The organism is Cellulomonas massiliensis JC225, from assembly GCF_000312005.1.
Classification (GTDB): domain Bacteria; phylum Actinomycetota; class Actinomycetes; order Actinomycetales; family Cellulomonadaceae; genus Cellulomonas; species Cellulomonas massiliensis.
Map to the genome: position 1 here is coordinate 1,688,015 of NZ_HE978588.1, position 23,706 is coordinate 1,711,720.

At 73.9% G+C, this 23,706-nt stretch carries 30 protein-coding genes; 25 read left to right on the forward strand and 5 right to left on the reverse strand.

Features of this window, described 5'->3' with window-relative positions; genetic code table 11:
• Window positions 1-31: 31 nt before the first annotated feature.
• The 15 genes from rpsH (at window position 32) to rplQ (ending at window position 9,322) form a co-directional block, all read left to right on the forward strand.
• Window positions 32-430, forward strand: a complete 399-nt coding sequence (rpsH, locus tag HGCM_RS08055) for a 30S ribosomal protein S8 (RefSeq protein ID WP_019136340.1) — start codon at window positions 32-34, stop codon at window positions 428-430.
• 25 nt (window positions 431-455) lie between these two features.
• The gene (rplF, locus tag HGCM_RS08060) at window positions 456-995 is read left to right on the forward strand and encodes a 50S ribosomal protein L6 (RefSeq protein ID WP_019136341.1); all 540 of its coding nucleotides are present in this window, start codon (window positions 456-458) and stop codon (window positions 993-995) included.
• Between the two features lie 3 nt (window positions 996-998).
• Window positions 999-1,370, forward strand: coding sequence for a 50S ribosomal protein L18 (gene rplR, locus HGCM_RS08065; protein ID WP_019136342.1), 372 nt, complete (start codon window positions 999-1,001; stop codon window positions 1,368-1,370).
• A 34-nt stretch (window positions 1,371-1,404) separates the two neighbouring features.
• Entirely contained in the window at window positions 1,405-2,049 is a 645-nt protein-coding gene (gene rpsE / locus HGCM_RS08070; protein ID WP_019136343.1) for a 30S ribosomal protein S5, read from the forward strand.
• Window positions 2,049-2,231 (forward strand): 50S ribosomal protein L30, encoded by a 183-nt coding sequence (rpmD, locus tag HGCM_RS08075; protein WP_019136344.1) that lies wholly within the window; start codon window positions 2,049-2,051, stop codon window positions 2,229-2,231. Before rpsE ends, rpmD begins: the two co-directional genes overlap by 1 nt.
• Before the next feature lie 2 nt (window positions 2,232-2,233).
• On the forward strand, window positions 2,234-2,947 hold the full coding sequence (gene rplO / locus HGCM_RS17525; protein WP_040399008.1) for a 50S ribosomal protein L15: 714 nt from the start codon (window positions 2,234-2,236) through the stop codon (window positions 2,945-2,947).
• 159 nt (window positions 2,948-3,106) lie between these two features.
• Window positions 3,107-4,402: a preprotein translocase subunit SecY gene (gene secY / locus HGCM_RS08085; protein ID WP_026075344.1), complete on the forward strand. Its 1,296-nt coding sequence runs from the start codon at window positions 3,107-3,109 to the stop codon at window positions 4,400-4,402.
• Window positions 4,399-4,971: an adenylate kinase gene (locus HGCM_RS08090; RefSeq protein WP_019136347.1), complete on the forward strand. Its 573-nt coding sequence runs from the start codon at window positions 4,399-4,401 to the stop codon at window positions 4,969-4,971. Before secY ends, HGCM_RS08090 begins: the two co-directional genes overlap by 4 nt.
• A gap of 52 nt (window positions 4,972-5,023) precedes the next feature.
• Window positions 5,024-5,875 carry a type I methionyl aminopeptidase gene (gene map / locus HGCM_RS08095; RefSeq protein WP_019136348.1) on the forward strand — a complete coding sequence of 284 codons (852 nt, stop codon included), beginning with the start codon at window positions 5,024-5,026 and terminating at the stop codon, window positions 5,873-5,875.
• Window positions 5,876-6,117: 242 nt separating this feature from the next.
• Entirely contained in the window at window positions 6,118-6,339 is a 222-nt protein-coding gene (gene infA, locus HGCM_RS08100; RefSeq protein WP_013770189.1) for a translation initiation factor IF-1, read from the forward strand.
• Between the two features lie 51 nt (window positions 6,340-6,390).
• A complete protein-coding gene (gene rpmJ / locus HGCM_RS08105) occupies window positions 6,391-6,504 on the forward strand; it encodes a 50S ribosomal protein L36 (protein ID WP_013117849.1) in 114 nt (37 codons plus the stop codon).
• 193 nt (window positions 6,505-6,697) lie between these two features.
• Window positions 6,698-7,078 carry a 30S ribosomal protein S13 gene (gene rpsM, locus HGCM_RS08110; RefSeq protein ID WP_019136349.1) on the forward strand — a complete coding sequence of 127 codons (381 nt, stop codon included), beginning with the start codon at window positions 6,698-6,700 and terminating at the stop codon, window positions 7,076-7,078.
• An 81-nt stretch (window positions 7,079-7,159) separates the two neighbouring features.
• Window positions 7,160-7,561 carry a 30S ribosomal protein S11 gene (rpsK, locus tag HGCM_RS08115; RefSeq protein ID WP_019136350.1) on the forward strand — a complete coding sequence of 134 codons (402 nt, stop codon included), beginning with the start codon at window positions 7,160-7,162 and terminating at the stop codon, window positions 7,559-7,561.
• Window positions 7,562-7,700: 139 nt separating this feature from the next.
• Complete coding sequence (locus HGCM_RS08120; RefSeq protein ID WP_019136351.1) at window positions 7,701-8,708, forward strand: DNA-directed RNA polymerase subunit alpha; 1,008 nt, start codon at window positions 7,701-7,703, stop codon at window positions 8,706-8,708.
• 62 nt (window positions 8,709-8,770) lie between these two features.
• Window positions 8,771-9,322, forward strand: coding sequence for a 50S ribosomal protein L17 (rplQ, locus tag HGCM_RS08125; RefSeq protein WP_019136352.1), 552 nt, complete (start codon window positions 8,771-8,773; stop codon window positions 9,320-9,322).
• Window positions 9,323-9,417: 95 nt separating this feature from the next.
• Here the strand turns inward: rplQ and HGCM_RS08130 are convergent, their stop codons facing one another.
• Entirely contained in the window at window positions 9,418-9,639 is a 222-nt protein-coding gene (locus HGCM_RS08130; protein WP_019136353.1) for a hypothetical protein, read from the reverse strand.
• Window positions 9,640-9,829: 190 nt separating this feature from the next.
• Here HGCM_RS08130 and HGCM_RS08135 point away from each other — a divergent pair, with 190 nt between their 5' ends.
• Window positions 9,830-10,570: an alpha/beta fold hydrolase gene (locus tag HGCM_RS08135; protein ID WP_019136354.1), complete on the forward strand. Its 741-nt coding sequence runs from the start codon at window positions 9,830-9,832 to the stop codon at window positions 10,568-10,570.
• Window positions 10,571-10,670: 100 nt separating this feature from the next.
• Window positions 10,671-13,361: a cation-translocating P-type ATPase gene (locus HGCM_RS08140; protein ID WP_019136355.1), complete on the forward strand. Its 2,691-nt coding sequence runs from the start codon at window positions 10,671-10,673 to the stop codon at window positions 13,359-13,361.
• 16 nt (window positions 13,362-13,377) lie between these two features.
• On the opposite strand, the gene HGCM_RS08145 is transcribed toward HGCM_RS08140, so the two are convergent.
• The gene (locus HGCM_RS08145) at window positions 13,378-14,151 is read right to left on the reverse strand and encodes an ROK family protein (RefSeq protein ID WP_019136356.1); all 774 of its coding nucleotides are present in this window, start codon (window positions 14,149-14,151) and stop codon (window positions 13,378-13,380) included.
• 65 nt (window positions 14,152-14,216) lie between these two features.
• On the opposite strand from HGCM_RS08145, the gene truA reads away from it, so the two are divergent.
• A complete protein-coding gene (gene truA / locus HGCM_RS08150) occupies window positions 14,217-15,161 on the forward strand; it encodes a tRNA pseudouridine(38-40) synthase TruA (protein ID WP_019136357.1) in 945 nt (314 codons plus the stop codon).
• A gap of 42 nt (window positions 15,162-15,203) precedes the next feature.
• Here the strand turns inward: truA and HGCM_RS08155 are convergent, their stop codons facing one another.
• Both HGCM_RS08155 and HGCM_RS08160 read right to left on the reverse strand, forming a co-directional pair.
• Entirely contained in the window at window positions 15,204-15,644 is a 441-nt protein-coding gene (locus HGCM_RS08155) for a DUF5709 domain-containing protein (protein ID WP_019136358.1), read from the reverse strand.
• A gap of 61 nt (window positions 15,645-15,705) precedes the next feature.
• Window positions 15,706-16,023 (reverse strand): excalibur calcium-binding domain-containing protein, encoded by a 318-nt coding sequence (locus HGCM_RS08160; RefSeq protein ID WP_019136359.1) that lies wholly within the window; start codon window positions 16,021-16,023, stop codon window positions 15,706-15,708.
• Between the two features lie 142 nt (window positions 16,024-16,165).
• Between HGCM_RS08160 and HGCM_RS08165 the strand changes: the two genes are divergently transcribed.
• Complete coding sequence (locus tag HGCM_RS08165) at window positions 16,166-17,842, forward strand: ABC-F family ATP-binding cassette domain-containing protein (RefSeq protein WP_019136360.1); 1,677 nt, start codon at window positions 16,166-16,168, stop codon at window positions 17,840-17,842.
• Window positions 17,843-17,863: 21 nt separating this feature from the next.
• Here HGCM_RS08165 and HGCM_RS08170 read toward each other — a convergent pair whose 3' ends face one another.
• Window positions 17,864-18,547, reverse strand: a complete 684-nt coding sequence (locus tag HGCM_RS08170) for a LysE/ArgO family amino acid transporter (protein WP_081596382.1) — start codon at window positions 18,545-18,547, stop codon at window positions 17,864-17,866.
• Window positions 18,548-18,589: 42 nt separating this feature from the next.
• Between HGCM_RS08170 and HGCM_RS08175 the strand changes: the two genes are divergently transcribed.
• The 6 genes from HGCM_RS08175 to HGCM_RS17530 form a co-directional block, all read left to right on the forward strand.
• Window positions 18,590-19,480 carry a LysR family transcriptional regulator ArgP gene (locus HGCM_RS08175; RefSeq protein WP_019136362.1) on the forward strand — a complete coding sequence of 297 codons (891 nt, stop codon included), beginning with the start codon at window positions 18,590-18,592 and terminating at the stop codon, window positions 19,478-19,480.
• A gap of 296 nt (window positions 19,481-19,776) precedes the next feature.
• Window positions 19,777-20,226: a 50S ribosomal protein L13 gene (gene rplM / locus HGCM_RS08180; protein ID WP_019136363.1), complete on the forward strand. Its 450-nt coding sequence runs from the start codon at window positions 19,777-19,779 to the stop codon at window positions 20,224-20,226.
• 39 nt (window positions 20,227-20,265) lie between these two features.
• Window positions 20,266-20,754: a 30S ribosomal protein S9 gene (gene rpsI, locus HGCM_RS08185; RefSeq protein WP_019136364.1), complete on the forward strand. Its 489-nt coding sequence runs from the start codon at window positions 20,266-20,268 to the stop codon at window positions 20,752-20,754.
• 214 nt (window positions 20,755-20,968) lie between these two features.
• Window positions 20,969-22,315: a phosphoglucosamine mutase gene (glmM, locus tag HGCM_RS08190; RefSeq protein ID WP_019136365.1), complete on the forward strand. Its 1,347-nt coding sequence runs from the start codon at window positions 20,969-20,971 to the stop codon at window positions 22,313-22,315.
• Entirely contained in the window at window positions 22,312-22,956 is a 645-nt protein-coding gene (locus HGCM_RS08195; protein WP_019136366.1) for a peptide deformylase, read from the forward strand. Before glmM ends, HGCM_RS08195 begins: the two co-directional genes overlap by 4 nt.
• 117 nt (window positions 22,957-23,073) lie before the next feature.
• A partial coding sequence (locus HGCM_RS17530) for a DedA family protein (protein WP_019136367.1) occupies window positions 23,074-23,706 on the forward strand: 633 nt, incomplete at its 3' end.

Below are 23,706 nucleotides of genomic sequence, written 5' to 3' on the forward strand. Positions count from 1 at the left end.
GATACCCCGGCGAGAGAGGGCTGAAGCCCCCATGACCATGACCGACCCGATCGCGGACTTCCTCACGCGACTGCGCAACGCGAACTCGGCGCACCACGACACGGTGTCCATCCCGTTCTCGAAGCTGAAGTCGAACATCGCGGAGATCCTGCAGGCCGAGGGTTACATCAGCGGCTGGACCGTCGAGGACGCCCCCGTGGGCAAGAACCTCGTCGTCACGCTGAAGTACGGCCCCAACCGCGAGCGTGCGCTCGCCGGCGTCAAGCGCGTGTCCAAGCCGGGCCTGCGCGTGTACGCCAAGTCCACCAACCTGCCCAAGGTGCTCGGCGGCCTCGGCGTGGCGATCCTGTCCACGTCCTCCGGCCTCCTCACCGACAAGCAGGCAGCCACCAAGGGTGTGGGCGGGGAAGTCCTCGCCTACGTCTGGTAACCGAGACCCGGAAGGAGAGCAAGCCATGTCTCGTATCGGCAGAATCCCCGTCCCGGTCCCGGCCGGCGTGGACGTCACCATCGACGGCGCGCTCGTGACCGTGAAGGGCCCCAAGGGCACCCTCTCGCACACGATCGCCGCGCCGATCCAGGTCCAGCGGAACGACGAGGGCTCCCTCGTCGTCAGCCGCCCGGACGACGAGCGCCTCTCGCGCTCGCTGCACGGGCTCACCCGCACGCTCCTGGCGAACCTCGTCACCGGTGTGACCGAGGGCTACACCAAGAAGCTCGAGATCGTCGGCACCGGTTACCGCGTGACCGCCAAGGGCTCGGACCTCGAGTTCGCCCTCGGCTTCAGCCACCCGGTCGTCGTCACGCCGCCGGAGGGCATCACGTTCGTCGTCGAGGCGCCGACCCGCTTCTCGGTGCAGGGCATCGACAAGCAGCAGGTCGGCGAGGTCGCCGCGAACATCCGCAAGATCCGCAAGCCCGAGCCGTACAAGGGCAAGGGTGTGCGCTACGCGGGCGAGAACGTGCGCCGCAAGGTCGGAAAGGCTGGGAAGTAAGCCATGGCGATCAGCATCAAGGGCAAGGGCAAGGCGATCTCGCGCAAGCGTCGTCACCTCCGCCTGCGCAAGAAGGTCGTGGGCACCGCCGCGCGTCCTCGCCTGGTCGTGACCCGGTCCGCCCGGCACATCACGGCTCAGGTCGTCGACGACGGCATCGGCCAGACCGTCGCGTCCGCGTCGACCCTCGAGGCCGCGCTGCGCGGCGCCGAGGGCGACAAGACCGCGAAGGCGCGCAAGGTCGGCGAGCTCGTCGCCGAGCGCGCGAAGGCTGCGGGCATCGAGGCGGTCGTCTTCGACCGCGGCGGCAACAAGTACCACGGCCGCGTGGCCGCGGTGGCCGACGGTGCTCGCGAGAACGGCCTGGCGCTGTGACGACGACGGTTTCCGAGAAGAAGAGGACTTTCTGATGGCTGCTCCTGCACGCAGCAACACGGGTGCCCAGGGCACCGGCGGCGAGCGTCGTGACGGCGGTCGTCGAGACGGCGGTCGCCGCGGCGACCAGGCCGAGAAGAGCGCGTTCCTCGAGCGCGTCGTGACGATCAACCGCGTCGCCAAGGTCGTCAAGGGCGGTCGTCGCTTCAGCTTCACCGCGCTCGTCGTGGTGGGTGACGGCGACGGCACGGTCGGCGTCGGCTACGGCAAGGCCAAGGAGGTGCCCGCGGCGATCGCCAAGGGTGTCGAGGAGGCGAAGAAGAACTTCTTCCGCGTCCCCCGCATCCAGGGCACCATCCCGCACCCCGTCCAGGGTGAGGCCGCCGCCGGTGTCGTCTTCCTGCGTCCGGCGTCGCCGGGTACCGGTGTGATCGCCGGTGGTCCGGTGCGCGCCGTCCTGGAGTGCGCCGGCATCCACGACGTGCTGAGCAAGTCGCTCGGCTCGTCGAACGCGATCAACATCGTCCACGCGACGGTCCAGGCGCTGCGCAACCTCGAGCAGCCGGAGGCCGTGGCGGCTCGCCGTGGCCTGCCGCTCGAGCACGTCGTGCCGGCCGCCCTCCTGCGTGCGCAGGCGGCGGGTCGCGCGGCCAAGGACGAGCAGAAGGTGGGTGCGTGATGGCCCGTCTCAAGGTGACCCAGACGCGCTCCGGCATCGGAGGCAAGCAGAACCAGCGCGACACGCTGCGCACGCTGGGCCTGAAGCGGATCGGTGACGTCGTCGTCAAGGAGGACCGTCCCGAGATCCGCGGCATGGTCCGGACCGTGCAGCACCTGGTCGCGGTCGAGGAGGTCGAGTGACCATGGCCGACGAGAAGAAGGCCCCCGAGGGCGAGGAGACGGCTCCCAAGGCCGCCGCCAAGAAGGCCCCGGCGAAGAAGACGGACGACGCCGCCCCCAAGGCTGCCGCCAAGAAGGCTCCGGCGAAGGCCGCTGCCGAGAAGGCGGACAAGGCCGAGGCCGCGGCGAAGCCCGCTGCCAAGAAGGCGCCGGCGAAGGCCGACGCGAAGGCTGCGCCCGCGACGTCGGCCGCCGCCAAGAAGGCCGCGGACGAGGCTGCCCAGCCGGGCGCCGGCGGCACCCTCAAGGTCCACCACCTGCGCCCCGCGCCGGGTGCGAAGACCGCCAAGACCCGCGTGGGTCGTGGTGAGGGCTCCAAGGGCAAGACGGCGGGCCGCGGGACCAAGGGCACCAAGGCGCGCTACCAGGTCCCGGAGCGCTTCGAGGGTGGCCAGATGCCGCTGCACATGCGCCTGCCGAAGCTGCGTGGCTTCAAGAACCCGTTCCGCGTCGAGTACCAGGTCGTCAACCTGGACAAGCTCTCGGCGCTCTACCCGGACGGCGGCGACGTGACGGTCGCCGACCTGGTCGCGAAGGGCGCGGTCCGCAAGGGCCAGCCCGTCAAGGTGCTCGGCACCGGCGAGCTCACGGTCAAGGTCTCCGTGGCGGTGGACGCGTTCTCCGAGTCCGCCAAGGAGAAGATCGAGGCCGCCGGCGGGAGCGTCGCGCAGAGCTGAACCACGGTCGAGGCCGGTGGGCACCCTTGCCCACCGGCCTCGTTCCGTATCCGCCGGGGCATCGGTTAGGGTTCCCCGGGTGCCCGCGCGGACGCGGGCCCCACGCGGTCGTGAAGGTCCGACCGCGCTGAAGACCGCCACGGCGGTACAGGAGGACAGGTGCTAGGCGCATTCGTGCGGGCGTTCCGGACGCCCGACCTGCGGCGCAAGCTGCTCTTCACGATCGGGATCATGGTCGTGTTCCGCATCGGCTCCTTCCTGCCGACGCCGGGCGTGTCCTACCCGAACGTGCAGCAGTGCGTGGACTCGCAGGAGAACTCCACGCTGCTCGGCATCGTCAACCTGTTCAGCGGCGGCGCGCTGCTGCAGCTGTCGGTGTTCGCGCTCGGGATCATGCCGTACATCACGGCGAGCATCATCATCCAGCTGCTGCGGGTGGTCATCCCCCGGTTCGAGGAGCTGCACCGCGAGGGCCAGTCCGGCACCGCGAAGCTCACGCAGTACACGCGGTACCTGACGATCGGCCTCGCGATCCTGCAGTCCACCACCGTCATCACGGTGGCCCGCAGCGGTCAGCTGTTCCAGGGCTGCCCCGTCGACGTGATCCCCGACACCAGCTGGTACGTGCTGCTGATCATGGTGCTCACCATGACCGCCGGTACCGGCCTCATCATGTGGCTCGGCGAGCTCATCACCGAGCGCGGCGTCGGCAACGGCATGTCGCTGCTCATCTTCACGTCGATCACCGCGAGCTTCCCGGGTGCGATGCGCTCGATCCTCGGCGGCGTCGGCGGCGTCGGGAAGTTCGTCGTCATCATGGCGATCATCGTGCTCGTCATCGCGCTCGTGGTGTTCGTCGAGCAGTCGCAGCGCCGCGTCCCGGTGCAGTACGCGAAGCGGATGGTCGGCCGGCGCATGTACGGCGGCTCGTCCACCTACATCCCGATCAAGATCAACATGGCCGGCGTCATCCCGGTCATCTTCGCGTCGTCGCTGCTCGCGATCCCGTCGCTCATCGCCGGCTTCGCCGACCCGACGGCCGACTGGGTCCAGTGGGTCAGCCGCTACATCGCGAGCCCCTCGGCCCCGGCGCACCTGGCGCTGTACGTCGTCCTGATCATCTTCTTCTGCTACTTCTACACGGCGATCACGTTCAACCCGGACGAGGTCGCGGACAACATGAAGAAGTACGGCGGCTTCATCCCGGGCATCCGCGCCGGACGGCCCACCGCCGAGTACCTCGACTACGTGATCTCGCGGATCACCGCGCCCGGGTCGATCTACCTGGCGCTCGTCGCGCTCATCCCGACGATCGCGTTCATCGTCATGGGCGTGACGACGCAGATCCCGTTCGGCGGCTCGTCCATCCTCATCATCGTGGGCGTCGGCCTGGAGACGGTGAAGCAGATCGAGTCGCAGCTGCAGCAGCGGCACTACGAGGGGTTCCTGCGGTGAGCGCGCGGCTCGTGCTGCTCGGCCCGCCCGGGGCCGGCAAGGGGACCCAGGCCGCCCGCCTCGCGGAGCGGCTGCAGGTCCCGGCGATCTCGACCGGCGACATCTTCCGCGCCAACATCAAGGGCGGCACGGAGCTGGGCCGGACCGTCCAGGAGTACACCTCGCGCGGTGCCCTGGTGCCGGACTCGGTGACGAACGCGATGGTCCGCGACCGGCTCGCGCAGGCGGACGCCGCGGAGGGCTTCCTGCTGGACGGCTACCCCCGCAACACGGCGCAGGTCGACGAGCTCGAGCGGATCCTCGCCGACCTCGGCCACCCGCTCGACCGGGCGGTGGAGATCACGGCCGACCCCGACGTCGTGACGCAGCGGCTCCTGCGGCGCGCCGAGCTCGAGGGGCGCGAGGACGACACCGAGGACGTCATCCGTCACCGGCTCGACGTCTACGCCGAGCAGACGGCGCCGATCTCGGACGTCTACGCGCAGCGTGGCCTGCTGGTGCAGGTCGACGGCATCGGCGACGTGGACGAGGTCACCGAGCGGCTGCTCGCGGCGATCGACGCGCGCTGACCGGCGCTCGCCCGAGCGGCGGGCGGTCGGCGGCGCGGTGAGCGGAGGACGGATGTTCGGACGCGAGCGCATCGAGCTCAAGACGCCGGAGCAGGTGCTCGTCATGCGGCGGGCCGGGCTCGTGGTGGCCGAGGCGCTGCGCGCCACGGTGGCCGCGGCGGTGCCCGGGGCGACGACGGCCGACCTCGACGCGGTCGCGGCGGAGGTCATCCGCTCGCGCGGTGCGACGCCGTCGTTCCTGGGGTACCACGGGTACCCCGCGACGCTGTGCGTCTCCGTCGACGAGGAGGTCGTCCACGGCATCCCCGGCGGGCGGCGGCTCGTCGAGGGGGACGTCGTCTCGATCGACTGCGGTGCCGTCGTCGACGGCTGGCACGGCGACTCGGCCGTCTCCGTCGTCGTCGGGGCCGCGGACCCCCTCGACGCCGAGCTCGTCGAGACCACGCGGCAGGCGCTCTGGGCCGGCATCGCGGCGCTGCACGGCGAGCCCCGGCTCGGCGCGGTCGGCGAGGCCGTCGAGGACGCAGTGGAGCACGCTGTGGGGCAGGGTGCGAACGGAGGGGTGCCGTACGGCCTCGTCGAGGAGTACACGGGGCACGGCATCGGCACCGCCATGCACCAGCCGCCGGACGTCCTCAACTACCGCACGCGTGACCGCGGACCGCGGGTCAGGCCCGGGATGTGCCTCGCGGTCGAGCCGATGGTCGTGCGGGGGAGCGCCGCGGTGCACGAGCTGGCCGACGAGTGGACCGTCGTGACCGACGACGGCTCCCGTGCCGCCCACTGGGAGCACACGGTCGCGGTGCTGGACGACGGCCTGTGGGTGCTGACGGCGGCGGACGGCGGACGCGCGGAGCTCGAGGCGCGCGGCGTGCCCGTCTCGGCGCTGGCCGACCGCACCTGAGCGTGGCGCACGTCTCGGCGCCGGGGCCTGCGCAGGTTTCGTCCGTAGGCGTCCATGCCGTAAGATGACCCGTTGGGTGTGTGCGCCCTGGTGGCTGCTTGGTGGCTGCCGCGGCACGACCGCCGGCTCGTCCCGACGGGCAGCGTGCACGCTCTTCCTCGGAGGTCCGACCACTCGCCGTGCCGCGGCGCGTCGACGGCTGACGTGGAACGGACTCACCAGACCGACAGTTAGCGGAGGACATGGCGAAGAAGGACGGCGTCATCGAGATCGAGGGCAGCGTCGTCGAGGCGCTCCCCAACGCGATGTTCCGCGTGGAGCTCACCAACGGCCACAAGGTGCTCGCCCACATCTCGGGCAAGATGCGTCAGCACTACATCCGGATCCTCCCGGAGGACCGGGTCGTGGTCGAGCTGAGCCCGTACGACCTGTCCCGCGGCCGCATCGTCTACCGCTACAAGTAACCACTCGATCACGCCGTCGGGGCCCCGGCCCGCGCGGCGGCGGAGGAAACCATGAAGGTCAAGCCCAGCGTCAAGAAGATCTGCGACAAGTGCAAGGTCATCCGCCGGCACGGTCGCGTCCAGGTGATCTGCGAGAACCTGCGCCACAAGCAGCGCCAGGGCTGACGCGTCGCGCCCCCCGGTGACGGGTGGGCGACCGTCGAGCAGCACCCCAGCAGGACCGGCCCTCCGGGGCCAGCAAGCGCATCGCCACTCCGGCCCGCACGGGCCGGCGAACCCTCGGTCGGAGGCCGGGGCCCGCAGCACGCGGGAAGGCGGTGCGGCAGACCTCCGACGCAGTTCAGGAGCCACCAGGCACATGGCACGTCTCATCGGCGTCGACCTCCCCCGCGAGAAGCGGCTGGAGATCGCGCTCACCTACATCTACGGGGTCGGCCGCACCCGCGCCACCGAGACCCTCAAGGCGACCGGCATCAGCCCGGACCTGCGCGTGAAGGACCTCGGCGACGCCGAGCTCGTCGCGCTGCGCGACTACCTCGAGGGCAACTACAAGCTCGAGGGTGACCTCCGCCGCGAGGTCGCCGCCGACATCCGCCGCAAGGTCGAGATCGGCTGCTACGAGGGCCTGCGTCACCGCCGCGGTCTCCCGGTCCGCGGCCAGCGCACGAAGACCAACGCGCGCACCCGCAAGGGCCCGAAGCGCACCGTCGCCGGCAAGAAGAAGGCCGGGCGCAAGTAAGCCCTCCGGTCCGGAGCGCGGCTGCCTCACGCGCCGCTGCACCGGGACCGACCGCCGACCAGACCTCGAGAGAAGAAGAGAATGCCTCCCAAGTCCCGTACCGCCGTGCGCAAGCCGCGCCGCAAGGAGAAGAAGAACGTCTCCCACGGCCAGGCGCACATCAAGAGCACGTTCAACAACACGATCATCTCGATCACCGACCCCTCGGGCGCCGTGATCTCCTCGGCCTCGTCCGGCCAGGTCGGCTTCAAGGGCTCGCGCAAGTCGACGCCGTTCGCCGCGCAGCTCGCCGCCGAGGCCGCCGCCCGCCGCGCCCAGGAGCACGGCATGCGCAAGGTCGACGTCTTCGTCAAGGGCCCGGGCTCGGGCCGCGAGACGGCGATCCGCTCGCTGCAGGCCGCCGGCCTCGAGGTGGGCTCGATCCAGGACGTGACGCCGCAGGCGCACAACGGCTGCCGCCCGCCCAAGCGCCGCCGCGTCTGACCCTTCCCGACCCGGGGCGTCGCCGTTCGCGGCGCGCCCCGGGCTCGTGCCCGTCCCTGGCCATGCGGACCGAGGCATTGGCCGGCCGTCGTACCTGCGGAGCGTCATATGGCGGACGCCCGCTGAGAGGAACCCCACCGTGCTGATCGCACAGCGCCCCACCCTGACCGAAGAGGTCATCTCCGAGATCCGCTCGCGGTTCTCCATCGAGCCGCTCGAGCCGGGCTTCGGCTACACGCTCGGCAACTCGCTGCGCCGGACGCTGCTGTCCTCCATCCCCGGTGCCGCCGTCACGTCGATCCGCATCGACGGCGTGCTGCACGAGTTCTCGACCGTCCCGGGCGTCAAGGAGGACGTCACCGAGATCATCCTCAACATCAAGAACCTCGTCGTCTCCTCGGAGAACGACGAGCCGGTCGTGATGTACCTGCGCAAGCAGGGTGCCGGTGAGGTCACCGCGGCGGACATCGTCCCGCCCGCCGGTGTCGAGGTCCACAACACCGACCTCCACCTCGCGACGCTGAACGAGAAGGGCAAGCTCGAGATCGAGCTCACGGTCGAGCGTGGCCGCGGGTACGTCTCGGCGGCGCAGAACAAGCAGTTCGACGCCGAGATCGGCCGCATCCCGGTCGACTCGATCTACTCGCCGGTCCTCAAGGTCACCTACAAGGTCGAGGCCACGCGTGTCGAGCAGCGGACCGACTTCGACAAGCTCATCGTCGACGTCGAGACGAAGGCGGCCATCAGCCCGCGCGACGCGCTCGCGTCCGCCGGCAAGACGCTGGTCGAGCTGTTCGGCCTCGCCCGCGAGCTGAACGTCGAGGCCGAGGGCATCGAGATCGGCCCGTCGCCGACCGACGCGGCGCTCGCCGCCGACCTGGCGCTGCCGATCGAGGACCTGCAGCTGACGATCCGGTCGTACAACTGCCTCAAGCGCGAGGGCATCCACACGGTCGGCGAGCTCGTCGCCCGCTCGGAGGCCGACCTGCTCGACATCCGCAACTTCGGTGCGAAGTCCATCACCGAGGTCAAGGAGAAGCTCGCCGAGCTGGGTCTGACGCTCAAGGACAGCCCGCTCGACTTCGACCCGTCCGGCGCGTACTACGCCGCCGAGGACGACGGCGAGTTCGAGGACGAGACCTACTGACACCGGGGACCGCCCGGTGACGGGCGTGTCGCGACCCACTTCGTAACTCAAGGAGACTGACCATGCCTACGCCCACCAAGGGTCCCCGGCTCGGTGGCGGACCGGCGCACGAGCGGCTGATCCTCGCCAACCTGGCGACGCAGCTGTTCGAGCACAAGCGCATCACGACGACGGAGGCCAAGGCCAAGCGCCTGCGCCCCCTCGCGGAGCGGCTCGTGACGTTCGCCAAGCGGGGCGACCTGCACGCGCGCCGTCGGGTGATGACCGTCGTCAAGGACAAGGGCGTCGTGCACGTCCTGTTCACGGAGATCGCCCCGGCGATGGCCGAGCGCAACGGTGGTTACACGCGCATCACGAAGATCGGCCCGCGCAAGGGCGACAACGCCCCCATGGCGGTCATCGAGCTGGTGCTCGAGCCGGTCTCGCCGAAGCAGGCCGTCGTCAAGGAGGCCACGAAGGCGACCGCCAAGGCCGCCAAGAAGGACGCCCCCGTCGAGGACGCCCCGGTCGAGGACGCGCCCGTCGAGGACGCCCCGGTCGAGGACGCGCCCGTCGAGGACGCCCCGGTCGAGGACGCGCCCGCCGACGCGCCGAAGGACGACGAGAAGGCCTGACGCAGGCTGAGCTCGGACGAGGCCCGGCCCCTGGGGGGACCGGGCCTCGTCGCGTCCGTGCCGTCGGTCGCCGTCGCGCTCGGGCGGGCGCCGGATCAGGCGGTGCGCTCCGGGCTCCGGGCGGACCACGGCGGCGGCGACGCGCGCAGCGACCGCAGCCACCCCAGCGGTCGCGGCCGCGTGGCCGAGCGTCGGTGGGCGTGCGCCGGGCCGGCCGGGCCACGGGCGAGCTCCGCCGCGACGAGGGCGTCGCGCTCGGCCGCGGCCTGCTCCCGGAGCTCGGCGAGCTCCCACGTCTCCACGGGGCGCATCTCCATGGCTGTCCTCCTCGGGTCGTCGAGCCGTCCCCCTGCGACGGCTCGTCGTGTCCCCTCACGGTGCGCCCCCAGGCGTCCGCGCCGGATCGGCCGGTCGCCCGGTCCTCGCGGCCGGACCGGCGGCTGAGGCGCCCGGCCGCCGCCTGAGGACCCCTAGCCCGGGCGTCCGCACCCGCCTAGGGTCGGTCGCGTGGGCACGGCGGTGGTGCTGGTGCACGGGTTGCGGGCGTCGCGGACGATGTGGCGCGCGCAGCTCGAGGCGCTGGACCGCGCCGGCGTCCCGGCGACCGCGGTCGACCTGCCCGGGCACGGCACGCGCCGCGGCGAGCGGTTCACGCTCGAGGGCGCGGTGGCGGCGGTCGCGCAGGCCGCCGACGGCGTGGGCGGCCGGGTGCTCGTCGTGGGCATGTCGCTCGGCGGCTACGTGGGCATCGCGCACGCGGCCCGGCACCCGGGTCAGGTGGCGGGCCTCGTCGCGGCGGGGTGCTGCTCCGTGCCGCGCGCCTTGCCCGTGCAGGCGTGGGCGACGGCCGTCCGGGGGATCGAGAGGCTGCCCGACCGGGGCGCCTGGCTCAACGGCGCGAGCGTCCGCGCGGCCCTGCCGGCGCAGGCGGCGGCCGACGTGGCGGCGGGAGGGTTCGCGCTCGACGTCGTGCGGGACGTGCTCCGCGAGGTGGGGGGCGCGACGCCGCTGGCCGACCTGGCGAGCGTGGACGCGCCCGTGTGGCTCGTGAACGGTCGCTTCGACCACTTCCGCGGGGACGAGCGCCGGTTCCTCGCCGCGTGCCGGGACGGGCGGCTCGTCGTCGTCCCGCGCACGACGCACCTCGTGAGCCTGCTGGCGCCCGTGGCGTTCACCCGCGTGCTGCTGGAGGCGCTCGACGTCGTCGAGGCACGGGAGCGGCGGCGGGTCGGCGCCGGGGCGCCGTGAGGGCCGCGGCACCGCCGGCGCCGGGCCCGACGTCCCGGACCGGCTCGCGCGGCGCGGGGCAGGCTGGGGGACACGGGCGCACGCCGACGGGAGAGGGTCCATGACGACGACGGGTGAGCGCGAGCTGCTGGCGTTCGCGGAGCCGCCGCAGGCGGTGCTGGACGCGCTGGCGTCGACGCGCGGCGGCCTCTCCGAGGGCGAGGCGCGCCGCCGGCTGGCGGAGGTCGGGCCCAACCGGCTGCCGGACCCGCCGCGCCCGAACGTCGTCCTGCGCTTCCTCGGCCACTTCGACGACGTCCTCATCTACATCCTGCTGGCGGCCGCCGTGCTCAAGGCGCTGCTCGGCGACTGGGTCGACTTCACCGTGATCCTCGTCGTGGCGGTCGCCAACGCCGTGGTCGGCTTCGTGCAGGAGGGCCGTGCGGACAAGGCGCTCGCGGGGATCGCCACGATGCTGTCGCTCGAGGCGGACGTGCGGCGCGACGGCGAGTGGCACCGGGTGGCGGCGGACGACCTGGTGCCGGGCGACGTCGTGCGGGTGCGCAGCGGCGACCGGGTCCCGGCGGACGTGCGGCTCGTCACCGCGACGTCGCTGCAGGTCGAGGAGGCCGCGCTGACGGGCGAGTCGGTGCCGGCGTCGAAGGACGTGGACGCGGTGGGCACGGACGCCGGCGTGGGGGACCGGACGTCGATGCTCTTCTCCGGCACGATCGTCACCGCGGGGCGGGGGACCGGGGTCGTCACGGCGACCGGCGCCGCCACCGAGATCGGCCGGATCCAGACGCTCGTCGCCGAGGCCGACCACCTCGACACCCCGCTGACGCGGCAGCTCGCCCGGCTCGGCAAGCAGCTCTCGCTGCTGATCCTCCTCATGGCCGCCGCGATGCTCGTCATCGGCCGCGTGATCCACAGCTTCGCGCTCGACGAGCTGGTGTCGGCCGCGATCGGGTTCGCCGTGGCCGCCGTCCCCGAGGGTCTGCCGGCGCTGGTGACGATCACGCTGGCGCTCGGCGTCCAGCAGATGGCGCGCCGGCACGCGATCACGCGCCGCCTGACGGCGGTCGAGGGCCTGGGCTCGGTGACCACGATCTGCTCGGACAAGACCGGCACCCTGACGCGCAACGAGATGACGACCCGCACGGTCGTCACCGCGTCGGGCCGCTACGACGTCGAGGGCCTCGGGTACGAGCCGACGGGCGCGGTGCGTCGCGACGGCGCCCTCGCCTCGCTGGCGCAGGACCCGGGGCTCGCGGCCCTGGTGACGGCGGGTGCGCTGTGCACGGACGCGCGGGTCGCCGAGCAGGACGGCCGGTGGACGCTCGTCGGGCAGCCGACCGAGGGCGCCGTCGTGGTGCTCGCCGACAAGCTGGGGTTCGACCGCACGTCCGCCCGCCGGCTGGCCCAGGTGCCGTTCGAGTCGTCGACGAAGTTCTCCGCGACGCTCGACGAGCTCGCGGACGGCCGGCGACGCGTGCACGTGCTCGGGGCCCCGGACCGGCTGCTGGACCGCAGCCGCACCCAGCGGGGCGCGGCCGGGCCCGAGCCGCTCGACCCGGCCCTGTGGGAGCGAGCGGTCGACGGGCTCGCGGCGCAGGGGCTGCGGACGCTCGCGGTCGCGCGGCGCGCGGCCCCGGACGAGGACGGGCTGACGCTCGACGGGGTGGGGGACGACCTGGAGCTGCTGGGCGTCGTCGGCATCGTCGACCCGCCGCGGCCGGAGGCGGTGGCGGCGATCGCGGACTGCCACCGCGCGGGCATCCGCGTGAAGATGATCACGGGCGACCACGTGGGGACGGCGGTCGCCATCGCGCGCGAGCTGGGCATCGTCGGCGAGGGGGACGTGGACGCGCTCACGGGCGGCGAGCTCGAGGAGATGACGAACGAGCAGCTGCGCCGCCGCGTCCGGGCGGTCGACGTGTTCGCCCGCACGTCGCCGGAGCACAAGATCCGCATCGTGCGGGCCCTGCAGGCGCACGGCGAGGTCGTCGCGATGACGGGCGACGGCGTCAACGACGCGCCCGCCCTCACCCGCGCGGACGTGGGCGTCGCGATGGGCATCAAGGGCACCGAGGCGACGAAGGAGGCGGCGGACATCGTCCTGGCCGACGACAACTTCGCCACGATCGAGCGCGCCGTCGAGGAGGGGCGGCGGATCTACGACAACATCCGCAAGTCGGTGGCGTTCCTGCTCCCGACGAACGGCGCGCAGTCGCTCGTCATCCTCGTCGCGGTGCTGCTCGGGCTCTCGCTGCCGCTGGCCCCGGTGCAGATCCTCTGGGTCAACCTCGTCACGGCGGTGACGCTCTCGCTCGCGCTCGCCGGGGAGCCCGCCGAGCCCGGGATCATGACGAGGCCGCCCCGGCGGCCGGACGCGCACGTGCTCTCGCCCCGGATGATCGGGCTGGTCCTGTTCACGTCCGTCGTGATCGGCGGCGTCACCCTCGCGATCTACCTGGTCGAGAAGAGCCTCGGTGCCGGCGACGCCCGTGCGCAGACCGCGGCCGTCGCGATGCTCGCCCTCGGGCAGCTCGCCTACCTGCTCAACTGCCGGTTCCTCTCCTCGACGAGCCTGACGCCGCGCGTGCTGGCCGGCAACCGGCTCGTGTGGGTCGCGGCGGGCGCGCTGCTGGTCCTGCAGCTCGTCTTCACGTACGCGCCGTTCATGCACACGTGGTTCGAGTCGGCGCCGATGGAGCTGCGCGACTGGGGGCTGACGGTCGCGGCCGCCGTCGGTGTCTTCCTCGTCGTCGAGGTGGGCAAGGCGGGGGTGCGGCGCACCCTGCGGGACTGACCCGGGCTGACGTCGATCAGCCCCGGAGCGTCCACGCCCGGACGCCGCCGACGATCCCGGCCTCGTTCGGGACCACGACGACGTCCTCCCCGAGCCGCGCGAGCACCGCGGGCGTGATCCGGCGGGCGTTGCCGCCGCCGAGGTAGAGCCGGTCCCAGACGAACACCGGCCGCAGGCCGTCGACGACGCGGCGCACCCGGCGCGACCACAGCCCGTCGCCGAGCCGGTGCCGCTCGACGTCGCCCACGTACTCGTCGTACGGCAGCCCCCAGCGCACGGGGGCCTGGGAGAGCTCGAGGTGCGGGGCGAGCGCGCCGCCGTCGAACAGCGCCGCCCCGAGCCCCGTGCCGAGCGTCAGGACGAGCTCGACGCCCGCGCCCGAGACCACGCCGAAGCCGTGCACCTCCGCGTCGTTGAGCACCACGGTCGGCACGCCGAGGGCGTCCTCGAGCAGCGCCCGCACGTCGCAGCCGGACCACGCGCCGACGAGGGCGGGGTCGACCGCGGTGCGCGGGCCGGAGCGCGTCACGTAGTGCGGGGTCGTGACCACGACGCCGTGGCGGATCATCCCCGGCATGCCGACCGTGGCCCGCTGGGCCGGCGGCAGGTCCGCCGCGAGGGCGGCGATCGTCGCGACCAGGGTGGTGGGTGGCAGCGGGTACGGCGTCGGGACCCGGACGCGCGGTGCGTGCATCGTGCCGGCGGGGTCGAGCACGGACGCCTTGATGCCGCTGCCGCCGCAGTCGACGGCGAGCGTGAAGGGGGCCTGCGGGTCCGGCACGTCCTCCACGCTAGCGCTCGGGCGGTGGGGCCCGGTGCGACGGCGCGTGCCCGGCGGGCGGCTACCGTGACCCCGTGCCCGCCGCCGACCTGCCTGCCGCGCCCTCGTCCGGCCCCGCCGCCGAGGGCCTGGTCCGCGTCCGGCTGGACCTGGCGTACGACGGCTCGGACTTCGCCGGGTGGGCACGCCAGCCCGGGCTGCGCACGGTGCAGGGCGCGCTCGAGGACGGCCTCGCGACCGTCCTGCGCACGGCGGCGCACGGCGTGCCCGCGCCGCACGTCACGGTCGCGGGCCGGACGGACGCGGGGGTGCACGCCCGCGGTCAGGTCGCGCACGTGGACGTCCCGGACGAGGTGCTGGCGCTCGTGCGCGGGCGCTCGGACCGGGAGCCGCTGGACGCGCTCGTGACCCGCCTGTCAGGCGTGCTGCCCCCGGACCTCGTCGTGCACCGGGCGTCCCGGGCCCCCGAGGGGTTCGACGCGCGGTTCTCCGCGCTGCGCCGCCGGTACTCCTACCGCGTCTGCGACGACCCGGCGGCCCGCGACCCCCTCACCCGTGCGCACGTGCTGTGGCACCGCCGGCCGCTGGACGTGGACGCGATGCACGCCGCGGCGCGGGCGCTGCTCGGCCGTCACGACTTCGCGTCGTACTGCAAGCCGCGCGAGGGGGCGACGACCATCCGCACGCTCGAGGAGCTGTCCTGGTCGCGCCCGGCCGACGGTCCGGACGCGGGGCTCGTCGTCGCCCGGGTGCAGGCCGACGCGTTCTGCCACTCGATGGTGCGCGCGCTGGTCGGCGCCTCGCTCGCGGTGGGCGAGGGGCGCCGTCCGGTCGGGTGGCCGGCCCAGCTGCTCGTCGCCCGCCGCCGCGACCCCGCGGCCCACGTGGTCGCGGCGCACGGGCTGACCCTCGAGGAGGTCGGGTACCCGCCCGACGACGAGCTCGCCGAGCGGGCGCAGCGCACGCGCGCCCGCCGCGCCGAGCACGACGTCGACCCCGGGCCCGGCTGCTGCGGCTGACGGCCCTCGACGGGCGCCGGCCGCAGCAGGCCCGGGCTGGTGTCAGTCCTGGTCGTCGCGGTAGCGACGGTCGTCGACGTAGTCCTCCTCGACCAGGTGCACCGCGGCCTCCTCGGCGCTCGCGGCGCCGCCCGAGACGCCCGCGTCGATCGCGAACGCGTCGGTGCCGCCGGCCTCGACCGCGTCGTCGTCCTCCACGAGGCGGCCGGCGCGCAGCTCCTCGCGGTCGCCGCTCACGCGGGGGCGCTCCTCCCAGACCTCGGGCTCCTCCTGGCGCATCCGCTGGTCGATCGTCTCGCGGTGCTGCTCCTCCCACGGCGTCTCGCCGTAGTGGGTCGTGCGCGGGCGCTCGGGCGGGGAGTAGCCCTCGTCCAGGTACTCCGCGCCGCGCTCGATCAGCGTGTCCTCGTTCGGCAGCTGGTCGGTGTCGCCCTCGGCGCCGAGCTCGGGGTCGGGCGTGGTGGCGGGCGTGTCGTTGCTCATGCCTCGACCCTGGCACCGCCGCGCCGCTCCCGCCAGGGCAGGCGGTCGCCGCGGACGCGCGTCAGCGCTCGCAGGCGATGCCGTCCTTGTCGCGGTCGAGCTTGCGGTTCTGGGCGTACAGCGACGCGCTCACCTTCGGCGCGTAGCGCTGCTTGGCGCGCACCTTCTTGCCCTTGACCGTCTTCGTGTTCTTCACCTTCGCGTTCTTCGCGACCCCGCCCTTGTACGTCGCGTTGAGCTTCGCGCAGCTCGAGAAGGCCTTGCCGGGGACGGCGTGCACGACCGCGGCGGGGGCGGCCGCGGGGGCCGCCGCGGCGGGGGCCGCGAGGCCGGCGGCCAGGACGACCGCGGTGACGACGACGGTGAGCGGACGGCGCATGACGACCTCCGGACGGGGCGAACGGTTCCCTCCTGCATCGACGCGCACGACCCGCGACGTGAGCGCCTGGTGCGTGGTTCACCCGGGCCGCGGCGGGGGAATGACGTCGAACGCCACGACGCGCCTCCGTCAGACTGGCCGCATGGGCCATCTCGACATCGGCGGCATCGGCTACGTCCTGCCCGACGGCCGGCCGCTGCTCGACGACGTGTCGTTCCGCGTGCCGGAGGGTGCCCGCGTCGCGCTCGTCGGCCCGAACGGCACGGGCAAGTCGACGCTGCTGCGCATCGTGTCGGGGCAGGAGGAGCCGCACGCCGGCTCGGTCCTGCGCAGCGGCGGCCTCGGGGTGATGCGCCAGGAGGTGGGCCGCATCGACGACGACCGGTCGGTGCGCGACCTGCTCGCCGACCTCGCGTCGCCCGCGGTGCGCGACGCGGCGCGGGAGCTCGCGGCGGCCGAGCTCGGCATCATGGAGGTCGACGACGAGCCGGCCCAGCTGCGCTACGCGCAGGCCCTCGTCGACTGGGCGGACGTCGGCGGGTACGAGGCCGAGGCGGCCTGGGACCGGGTGACCGACGCGGTCCTGTCGATCCCCTTCGAGCGGGCGCAGGACCGCGAGGTGCGCACGCTGTCGGGCGGGGAGCAGAAGCGCCTCGTGCTCGAGGCCCTGCTGCGCGGCCCGGACGAGGTCCTGCTGCTCGACGAGCCGGACAACGCGCTCGACGTCCCGACGAAGCGCTGGCTGGAGGAGCGGCTCGTCGCGTCCGGACGCACGATCCTGTTCGTCAGCCACGACCGCGAGCTCCTCTCGCGGGTGGCCACGCACGTCGCGACGCTGGAGCCGACCGCGGTCGGCGCCCGGGCCTGGGTGCACGGGGGCGGGTTCGCGACCTACCACCAGGCCCGCGAGGACCGCCGGGCCCGCCACGAGGAGCTGCTGCGGCGCTGGGACGAGGAGCACGCCAAGCTGCGCGAGCTGATGCTCATGTACAAGGCGAAGGCCGCCTACAACGACGGCCTCGCGTCGCGCTACCAGGCCGCGCAGACGCGCCTGCGCAAGTTCGAGGAGGCCGGCCCGCCGGCCGTCCTCGAGCGCGAGCAGCGTGTGCGGGTGCGGCTGACCGGTGGCCGGACGGCCAAGCGCGCGGTCGTCGCGACGGACCTGGAGCTCACCGGGCTCATGCGCCCGTTCGACCTCGAGGTGTGGTTCGGCGAGCGCGTGGCGGTGCTCGGCTCGAACGGGTCCGGCAAGTCGCACTTCCTGCGGCTGCTCGCCGCGGGCGGGTCGGACCCCGAGCACGCGCCGGCCGGGGACGTGCCGGTCGAGCCCGTCCGGCACACCGGCTCGGTGGCGCTCGGGTCGCGCGTGCGGCCCGGGTGGTTCGCGCAGAACCACGCGCACCCGGAGCTGGTCGGCCGCACGCTGCTGGAGATCCTGCACCGGGGCGACGCGCACCGGTCCGGGATGGGGCGGGAGCAGGCGAGCCGGGCGCTCGACCGCTACGAGCTCGTCGCCGCGGCGGAGCAGCCGTACGAGACGCTCTCCGGCGGGCAGCAGGCGCGCCTGCAGATCCTGCTGCTCGAGCTGGGCGGCGCGACGCTCCTGCTCCTCGACGAGCCGACCGACAACCTCGACCTGCACTCGGCGGAGGCGCTCGAGGCCGGCCTCGCGGCGTTCGAGGGGACGGTGCTGGCCGTCACCCACGACCGCTGGTTCACGCGCACGTTCGACCGGTTCCTCGTCTTCGGGTCGGACGGCACGGTGCGCGAGACGCCGGAGCCGGTCTGGGACGAGGCGCGCGTCGACCGGGTGCGCTGAGCGGGCGACGCCCGACCCCGGTCAGCCGACGAGCAGGGTGACCGCCAGGGTGGCCATGACGACCGCGATCACGAGGTCCAGCACCTGCCACGCGCGGGGGCGGGCGAACAGGGGCCGCAGGCGCGTCGCCCCGAAGCCCAGGGTGCTGAACCACAGCGCGCTGCCCGCCGCCGCGCCGACGCCGAACATCCACGCCGACGGCTGCTGGTGCGCGAGCGAGCCGACGAGCACGACGGTGTCGAGGTACACGTGCGGGTTGAGGAACGTGAAGCCCAGGCACGCCGCGAGCACGGCGCGCAGCGTCGCGGGTCCCTCGGTCGCCGGGTCGAGCCGGGCGGGCCGCCGGGCCCGCAGCGCCGCGAGCAGCGCGTAGCCCAGGAGGAACGCGGCGCCGCCCCAGCGCGCGACGGCGAGAGCCGTGGGGTGGGCGGCGACGAGCGGACCGAGGCCGGCGATGCCCGCGCCCATGAGCAGCGCGTCGGCCCCGATGCAGACCAGCACGACCGGCACCACGTGCTCCCGCCGCACGCCCTGACGCAGCACGAACGCGTTCTGGGCTCCGATCGCCACGATGAGGCCGAGCGAGGTGAGCAGCCCGGCCAGCAGCGAGGTGACGGGGGCGGGGGTGGCGGCCGCGGGAGCGGCGAGGGGGAGCAGGAGCACGTCGTCGACGCTAGGCACTCGACGTCCTGCAGTCCAGCTCATGTTTCTGCAGCACCATTAGCAAGGCTGTTGTAGGCTCGCGATGTGCTCGACACCGACCAGCTCGCCGCTCTGGCCGCGGTCGTGGACGAGGGGTCGTTCGACGCGGCGGCGCGGCGGCTGCACGTGACGCCGTCGGCCGTGAGCCAGCGGATCCGGGCGCTGGAGCAGCACGTCGGCCGGGTCCTCGTGCTGCGGACGCGGCCCTGCCGCGCGACGGAGCCCGGCGCGGTGCTGCTGCGGCTCGCCGGGCAGGTGGACCTCCTGGAGCGCGACGCGCTGGCCGAGCTCGGCGGGCCCGACGGGGCCGGGTCGGGCGGGCAGCTGCGGCGGGTCGCCGTCGCGGTGAACGCCGACTCGCTGTCCAGCTGGTTCCCCCCGGCCCTCGTCGGGCTGCCGGAGGACGTCGTCGTCGAGGTCCGCCGCGAGGACCAGGACCTGTCGGCTCGGCTCCTGCGCGACGGGGAGGTGATGGCCGCCGTCACGGCCGACGGGCACGCCGTCCAGGGGTGCCGCGTCCGGCCGCTGGGGGCGATGCGCTACGTCGCGGTCGCCGCGCCCGCGTTCCGGGACCGCTGGTTCGCCGGCGGCCTCACCGCGGAGGCGCTCGACCGCGCGCCGATGCTGGCGTTCAACCGGGCCGACGCGCTGCAGGACCGGTTCGCCCGCGAGCTGGTGGGCCGGGACGTGCGCCCCCCTCGCCACCTGGTGCCGTCCAACGCCGCGTTCCTGGCGCTGCTGGCGGGCGGCCTCGCCTGGGGGATGGCGTCCGGCGCGCTCGTCGAGGAGCTGCTCGCGTCGGGCGCCCTGGTCGACCTGGCGCCGGGGCGCGTGCTCGACGTCCCGCTGCACTGGCAGCACTGGGCGCTGCGCACGCCGACGCTCGACGACCTCACCGAGCGCGTGGTCCGCGCCGCGGCGGTGCTCCGGCGCTGAGGGCGGGTGCGGGGCGGACGTGCCCGCCACGCGGCCCGGACGAGGCCTTCGTCACCTGTTTTGACCCTCGTGCGCGGCGCCGGGTACTCTGGGTGGTCGTTGTGCGTCCCCGCACGCGCGCCCTCGCTCGTCCCGCCGCCCGGCCTCACACCGGGTGCTCGACGACAGGCGCCGGTGGAGGTCCGGGTGCTCCCACTCACCAGGCCGCGGATGTCACCGACCAGCCATCATCGGCCCAACCGCGCTCGCGGTTGCCCGCCGTGACACGACGCGACACGAAACGAAGGCTACGACCCGTGCGTACGTACACCCCGAAGCCCGGCGAAGTCGAGCGGAACTGGTACGTCATCGACGCGACCGATGTCGTTCTGGGCCGGCTCGCCAGCCAGGTCGCCACGCTGCTGCGTGGCAAGCACAAGGCGACTTTCGCCCCCCACGTCGACGGTGGCGACTTCGTCATCGTCGTCAACGCCGAGAAGGTGGCCCTGACCGGCACCAAGCGCGACACCAAGCTCGCGTACCGGCACTCCGGCTACCCGGGCGGTCTGCGCGCGACCCCGTACTCCGAGCTGCTCGTGAAGCACCCGGAGCGCGCGATCGAGAAGGCGGTGCGCGGCATGCTCCCCAAGAGCTCGCTCGGCCGTCAGCAGCTCGGCAAGCTCAAGGTCTACGCCGGCCCGTCGCACCCGCACGCGGCGCAGCAGCCGAAGCCGTTCGAGATCAGCCAGGTCGCGCAGCAGGCCTGAGGCCGCGGCGCGTAGAGAAGACAGGACGCGAGGACACCAGTGGCAGAGACCACGGTCGACATCGACCTCGAGGGCGACGACACGCCCAGCAGCTACACCTCCGAGACCAGCGCGCCCGCGGGCCGCGGTCAGAGCATCACCGCGCCGGGCCAGGCCCTGGGCCGCCGCAAGGAGGCCGTGGCGCGCGTGCGCCTCGTCCCCGGCACCGGCCAGTGGAAGATCAACGGGCGCACGCTCGAGGACTACTTCCCGAACAAGGTCCACCAGCAGCTCGTCAACTCGCCGCTGAAGCTCGTGGACGTCGAGGGTCGCTTCGACGTCGTCGCGCGCATCACCGGCGGCGGCGTCTCCGGCCAGGCCGGCGCGCTGCGCCTGGGCATCGCCCGCGCGCTCAACGCGATCGACGCCGAGCACAACCGCCCGGCCCTCAAGAAGGCCGGCTTCCTCACGCGCGACGCGCGTGTGGTCGAGCGCAAGAAGGCGGGTCTCAAGAAGGCCCGCAAGGCGCCTCAGTACTCCAAGCGCTGATCCAGCGCTGCGCGATGGCCCCGCAGGTCCCACGACCTGCGGGGCCGTCGTCGTCAGTGGCAGCATGAGGCAGCCGCCCTCCTCCCCGGTGGAGGGCCCCCGGCGTCGCAGGCGTCGTCGGGACGACCGGACCGAGGCGCCGTGCCCGCGCGGGTGCGCGCCCGCGGCCGGGCCCGTCGCGCGGCGACCGGCCCGCCGGACGAAGGAGTAGTCGATGGGCCGTCTGTTCGGCACCGACGGCGTGCGCGGGCTCGCCAACCAGGACGTCACCGCCGAGCTGGCGCTCGACCTCTCGGTCGCAGCCGCCCACGTGCTCGGCTCCAGCGGCGCGTTCGAGGGGCACCGTCCCCGCGCGATCGTCGGCCGGGACCCCCGGGCCTCCGGCGAGTTCCTCTCCGCGGCCGTCGCGGCCGGCCTCGCGTCGGCGGGCGTCGACGTGACCAACGTCGGCGTCCTGCCCACGCCGGCCGTCGCGCACCTCACCGCCGCGATGGGCGTCGACCTCGGGGTCGTGCTGTCGGCGTCCCACAACCCGATGCCGGACAACGGGATCAAGTTCCTGGCCCGCGGCGGGCACAAGCTCGACGACGACCTCGAGGCCGCCATCGAGGCGCGCATCGGCGAGGAGTGGCAGCGGCCAACCGGCGGCGACGTCGGCCGGATCCGCATCGACACCGGCAAGGCCGGCGACCAGTACGTCACGCACCTGGTCGGCTCGATCGACGTGCCGCTCGCGGGGCTGCGGATCGCCGTCGACTGCGCCAACGGCGCCGCGAGCGAGGTCGGCCCGACCGCGCTGCGCGAGGCCGGTGCGGACGTCGTCGTCATCAACGCCTCGCCCGACGGGCGCAACATCAACGAGAAGTGCGGCTCCACGCACCCGGAGCAGCTGCAGGCGGTGACCGTCGCGTCCGAGGCCGACCTCGGTGTCGCGTTCGACGGGGACGCCGACCGCTGCCTCGCGGTCGACCGGTTCGGCAACCTCGTCGACGGCGACCAGATCATGGGCGTGCTCGCGCTCGCGCTGCGCGAGCGCGGCGAGCTCGCGCACGACACCCTCGTGACGACGGTGATGAGCAACCTCGGCCTGCGGCTGGCGATGGCGGAGGCGGGGATCACGACGATCGAGACGGCCGTCGGCGACCGCTACGTGCTGGAGGCCATGCGCCTGGCCGGGTTCAGCCTGGGCGGCGAGCAGTCCGGCCACATCATCATGGCGCGGCACGCGACGACGGGCGACGGGGTGCTCACCGCGATCCAGCTCGCGGCGCGCGTGGTGGCGTCCGGGACGCCGCTGCACGAGCTCGCCGGGGTCGTCCAGCGGCTGCCCCAGACGCTCGTCAACGTGAACGGCGTCGACAAGGCGCGCACGCACGACGAGGTCCTCGCGGAGGCCGTGGCGAGCGCCGAGGCGGAGCTCGGCGAGCGCGGCCGGGTCCTCCTGCGCCCGTCCGGCACCGAGCCCCTCGTGCGGGTCATGGTCGAGGCGGGGTCGCAGGACGACGCCGACCGCATCGCCCACGGCCTGGCGGACGTCGTGCGCGAGCGCCTCGCCCTGTGAGCGGCGCCGGCACGGTGCGCGAGCGGGTGCTCGCGCTGCTCGACGCCGCGGGGGACGGGCTCGCGCCGATCGTCCGGGCGGGCGACCCGGTGCTGCGCGTGCCCGCGCCGCGCTACGACGGCCAGCTCCGCGACGACGAGCTCACGGCGCTCGTCGCTCTCATGCGCCGGACCATGCACGCGGCGCCCGGCGTCGGGCTCGCCGCCCCGCAGGTCGGACTGCCCCTCGCGCTCGCGGTCGTGGAGGACCCGGGCGTCGACTCCGCCGACGTGGCGCGCGAGCGCGAGCGCACGCCGCTGCCCTTCCGCGTGCTCGTCAACCCCGACTACGAGCCCGTGGACGACGAGCGCGTCGGGTTCTACGAGGGCTGCCTGTCCGTGCCCGGGTACGTCGCGGTCGTCGCCCGGCCCCGGCGGGTGCGGCTGACCGGCCAGGACGAGACGGGAGCGGGCGTCGACGAGGTCGTCACCGGCTGGCCCGCCCGCATCGTCCAGCACGAGACCGACCACCTGCGGGGCACGCTCTACCTCGACCGGGCCGAGCCGCGCTCGCTCGCCGCGTCCGACGGGGCGGCCGTGCGCTGGGCGGCCGAGCCGCACCCGCGGTCCGCCGCCGAGGCGCTCGGCTTCCCGCTGCCCTGAGCCCGCGCCCCCCGGACCAGGGGTGAAGTCGGGGGGAATCCCGACCCCGCAGGCCCGGACCAGCCCGTACCGTGGGGATCCTGGGGCACGGTGCGCCGGGGGACGACGGGAGCAACGGTGGATCTGGAGGGCTGGGCGCTCGCGCTCGCGGGCTCGCCGTGGGCGTTCGTCGTCATGTACCTCTTCGCGACGATCGACGGGTTCTTCCCGCCGATCCCGAGCGAGTCGGTCGTCATCGCCTTCGCGTCGCTGTGGGGCAGCAGCGGGGTCCCGAACCTCCCGCTCCTGCTGCTGTTCGCCGCCGCCGGCGCCTTCACGGGCGACCAGATCGCCTACGCGATCGGCTCGAAGGTGCCCGTCCGCCGGCTGCGGATCATGCGCTCGGAGCGGGCCCAACGGACGCTCGACTGGGCCGAGCACGCGCTCGCCCAGCGCGGCGCCGCGTTCATCATCGCGGCCCGCTACATCCCCGTCGGCCGGGTCGCGGTCAACATGAGCGCCGGAGCGCTCGGGTTCTCCCGGCGGCGGTTCGTGCTGCTCACCGCCATCGCCGCCGTGATGTGGGCCTGCTACTCAGCGGCGATCGGCCTGAGCGTCGGCGCGGCGCTCAAGGACCACCCGGTCGTCGCCATCGCCGTCGGCGTGGTCGGCGGCCTGGTCATCGGCGTGGTCGTCGACTGGTGCCTGCGGCGCTGGCTCGCGCGGCACGGCGCGCCCGGGGCCGCCGCCCCCGCCGCGTCGCCGGAGCCC

What these genes read in the sequence shown, in the direction of transcription:
- rpsH (WP_019136340.1), top strand. Translation starts at nt 32, where the DNA reads ATGACCATGACCGACCCGATCGCGGACTTCCTCACGCGACTGCGCAAC.
- rplF (WP_019136341.1), top strand. Translation starts at nt 456, where the DNA reads ATGTCTCGTATCGGCAGAATCCCCGTCCCGGTCCCGGCCGGCGTGGAC.
- rplR (WP_019136342.1), top strand. Translation starts at nt 999, where the DNA reads ATGGCGATCAGCATCAAGGGCAAGGGCAAGGCGATCTCGCGCAAGCGT.
- rpsE (WP_019136343.1), top strand. Translation starts at nt 1,405, where the DNA reads ATGGCTGCTCCTGCACGCAGCAACACGGGTGCCCAGGGCACCGGCGGC.
- rpmD (WP_019136344.1), top strand. Translation starts at nt 2,049, where the DNA reads ATGGCCCGTCTCAAGGTGACCCAGACGCGCTCCGGCATCGGAGGCAAG.
- rplO (WP_040399008.1), top strand. Translation starts at nt 2,234, where the DNA reads ATGGCCGACGAGAAGAAGGCCCCCGAGGGCGAGGAGACGGCTCCCAAG.
- map (WP_019136348.1), top strand. Translation starts at nt 5,024, where the DNA reads ATGTTCGGACGCGAGCGCATCGAGCTCAAGACGCCGGAGCAGGTGCTC.
- infA (WP_013770189.1), top strand. Translation starts at nt 6,118, where the DNA reads ATGGCGAAGAAGGACGGCGTCATCGAGATCGAGGGCAGCGTCGTCGAG.
- rpmJ (WP_013117849.1), top strand. Translation starts at nt 6,391, where the DNA reads ATGAAGGTCAAGCCCAGCGTCAAGAAGATCTGCGACAAGTGCAAGGTC.
- rpsM (WP_019136349.1), top strand. Translation starts at nt 6,698, where the DNA reads ATGGCACGTCTCATCGGCGTCGACCTCCCCCGCGAGAAGCGGCTGGAG.
- rpsK (WP_019136350.1), top strand. Translation starts at nt 7,160, where the DNA reads ATGCCTCCCAAGTCCCGTACCGCCGTGCGCAAGCCGCGCCGCAAGGAG.
- rplQ (WP_019136352.1), top strand. Translation starts at nt 8,771, where the DNA reads ATGCCTACGCCCACCAAGGGTCCCCGGCTCGGTGGCGGACCGGCGCAC.
- HGCM_RS08130 (WP_019136353.1), bottom strand. Translation starts at nt 9,639, where the DNA reads ATGGAGATGCGCCCCGTGGAGACGTGGGAGCTCGCCGAGCTCCGGGAG.
- HGCM_RS08140 (WP_019136355.1), top strand. Translation starts at nt 10,671, where the DNA reads ATGACGACGACGGGTGAGCGCGAGCTGCTGGCGTTCGCGGAGCCGCCG.
- HGCM_RS08155 (WP_019136358.1), bottom strand. Translation starts at nt 15,644, where the DNA reads ATGAGCAACGACACGCCCGCCACCACGCCCGACCCCGAGCTCGGCGCC.
- HGCM_RS08160 (WP_019136359.1), bottom strand. Translation starts at nt 16,023, where the DNA reads ATGCGCCGTCCGCTCACCGTCGTCGTCACCGCGGTCGTCCTGGCCGCC.
- HGCM_RS08165 (WP_019136360.1), top strand. Translation starts at nt 16,166, where the DNA reads ATGGGCCATCTCGACATCGGCGGCATCGGCTACGTCCTGCCCGACGGC.
- HGCM_RS08170 (WP_081596382.1), bottom strand. Translation starts at nt 18,547, where the DNA reads ATGAGCTGGACTGCAGGACGTCGAGTGCCTAGCGTCGACGACGTGCTC.
- glmM (WP_019136365.1), top strand. Translation starts at nt 20,969, where the DNA reads ATGGGCCGTCTGTTCGGCACCGACGGCGTGCGCGGGCTCGCCAACCAG.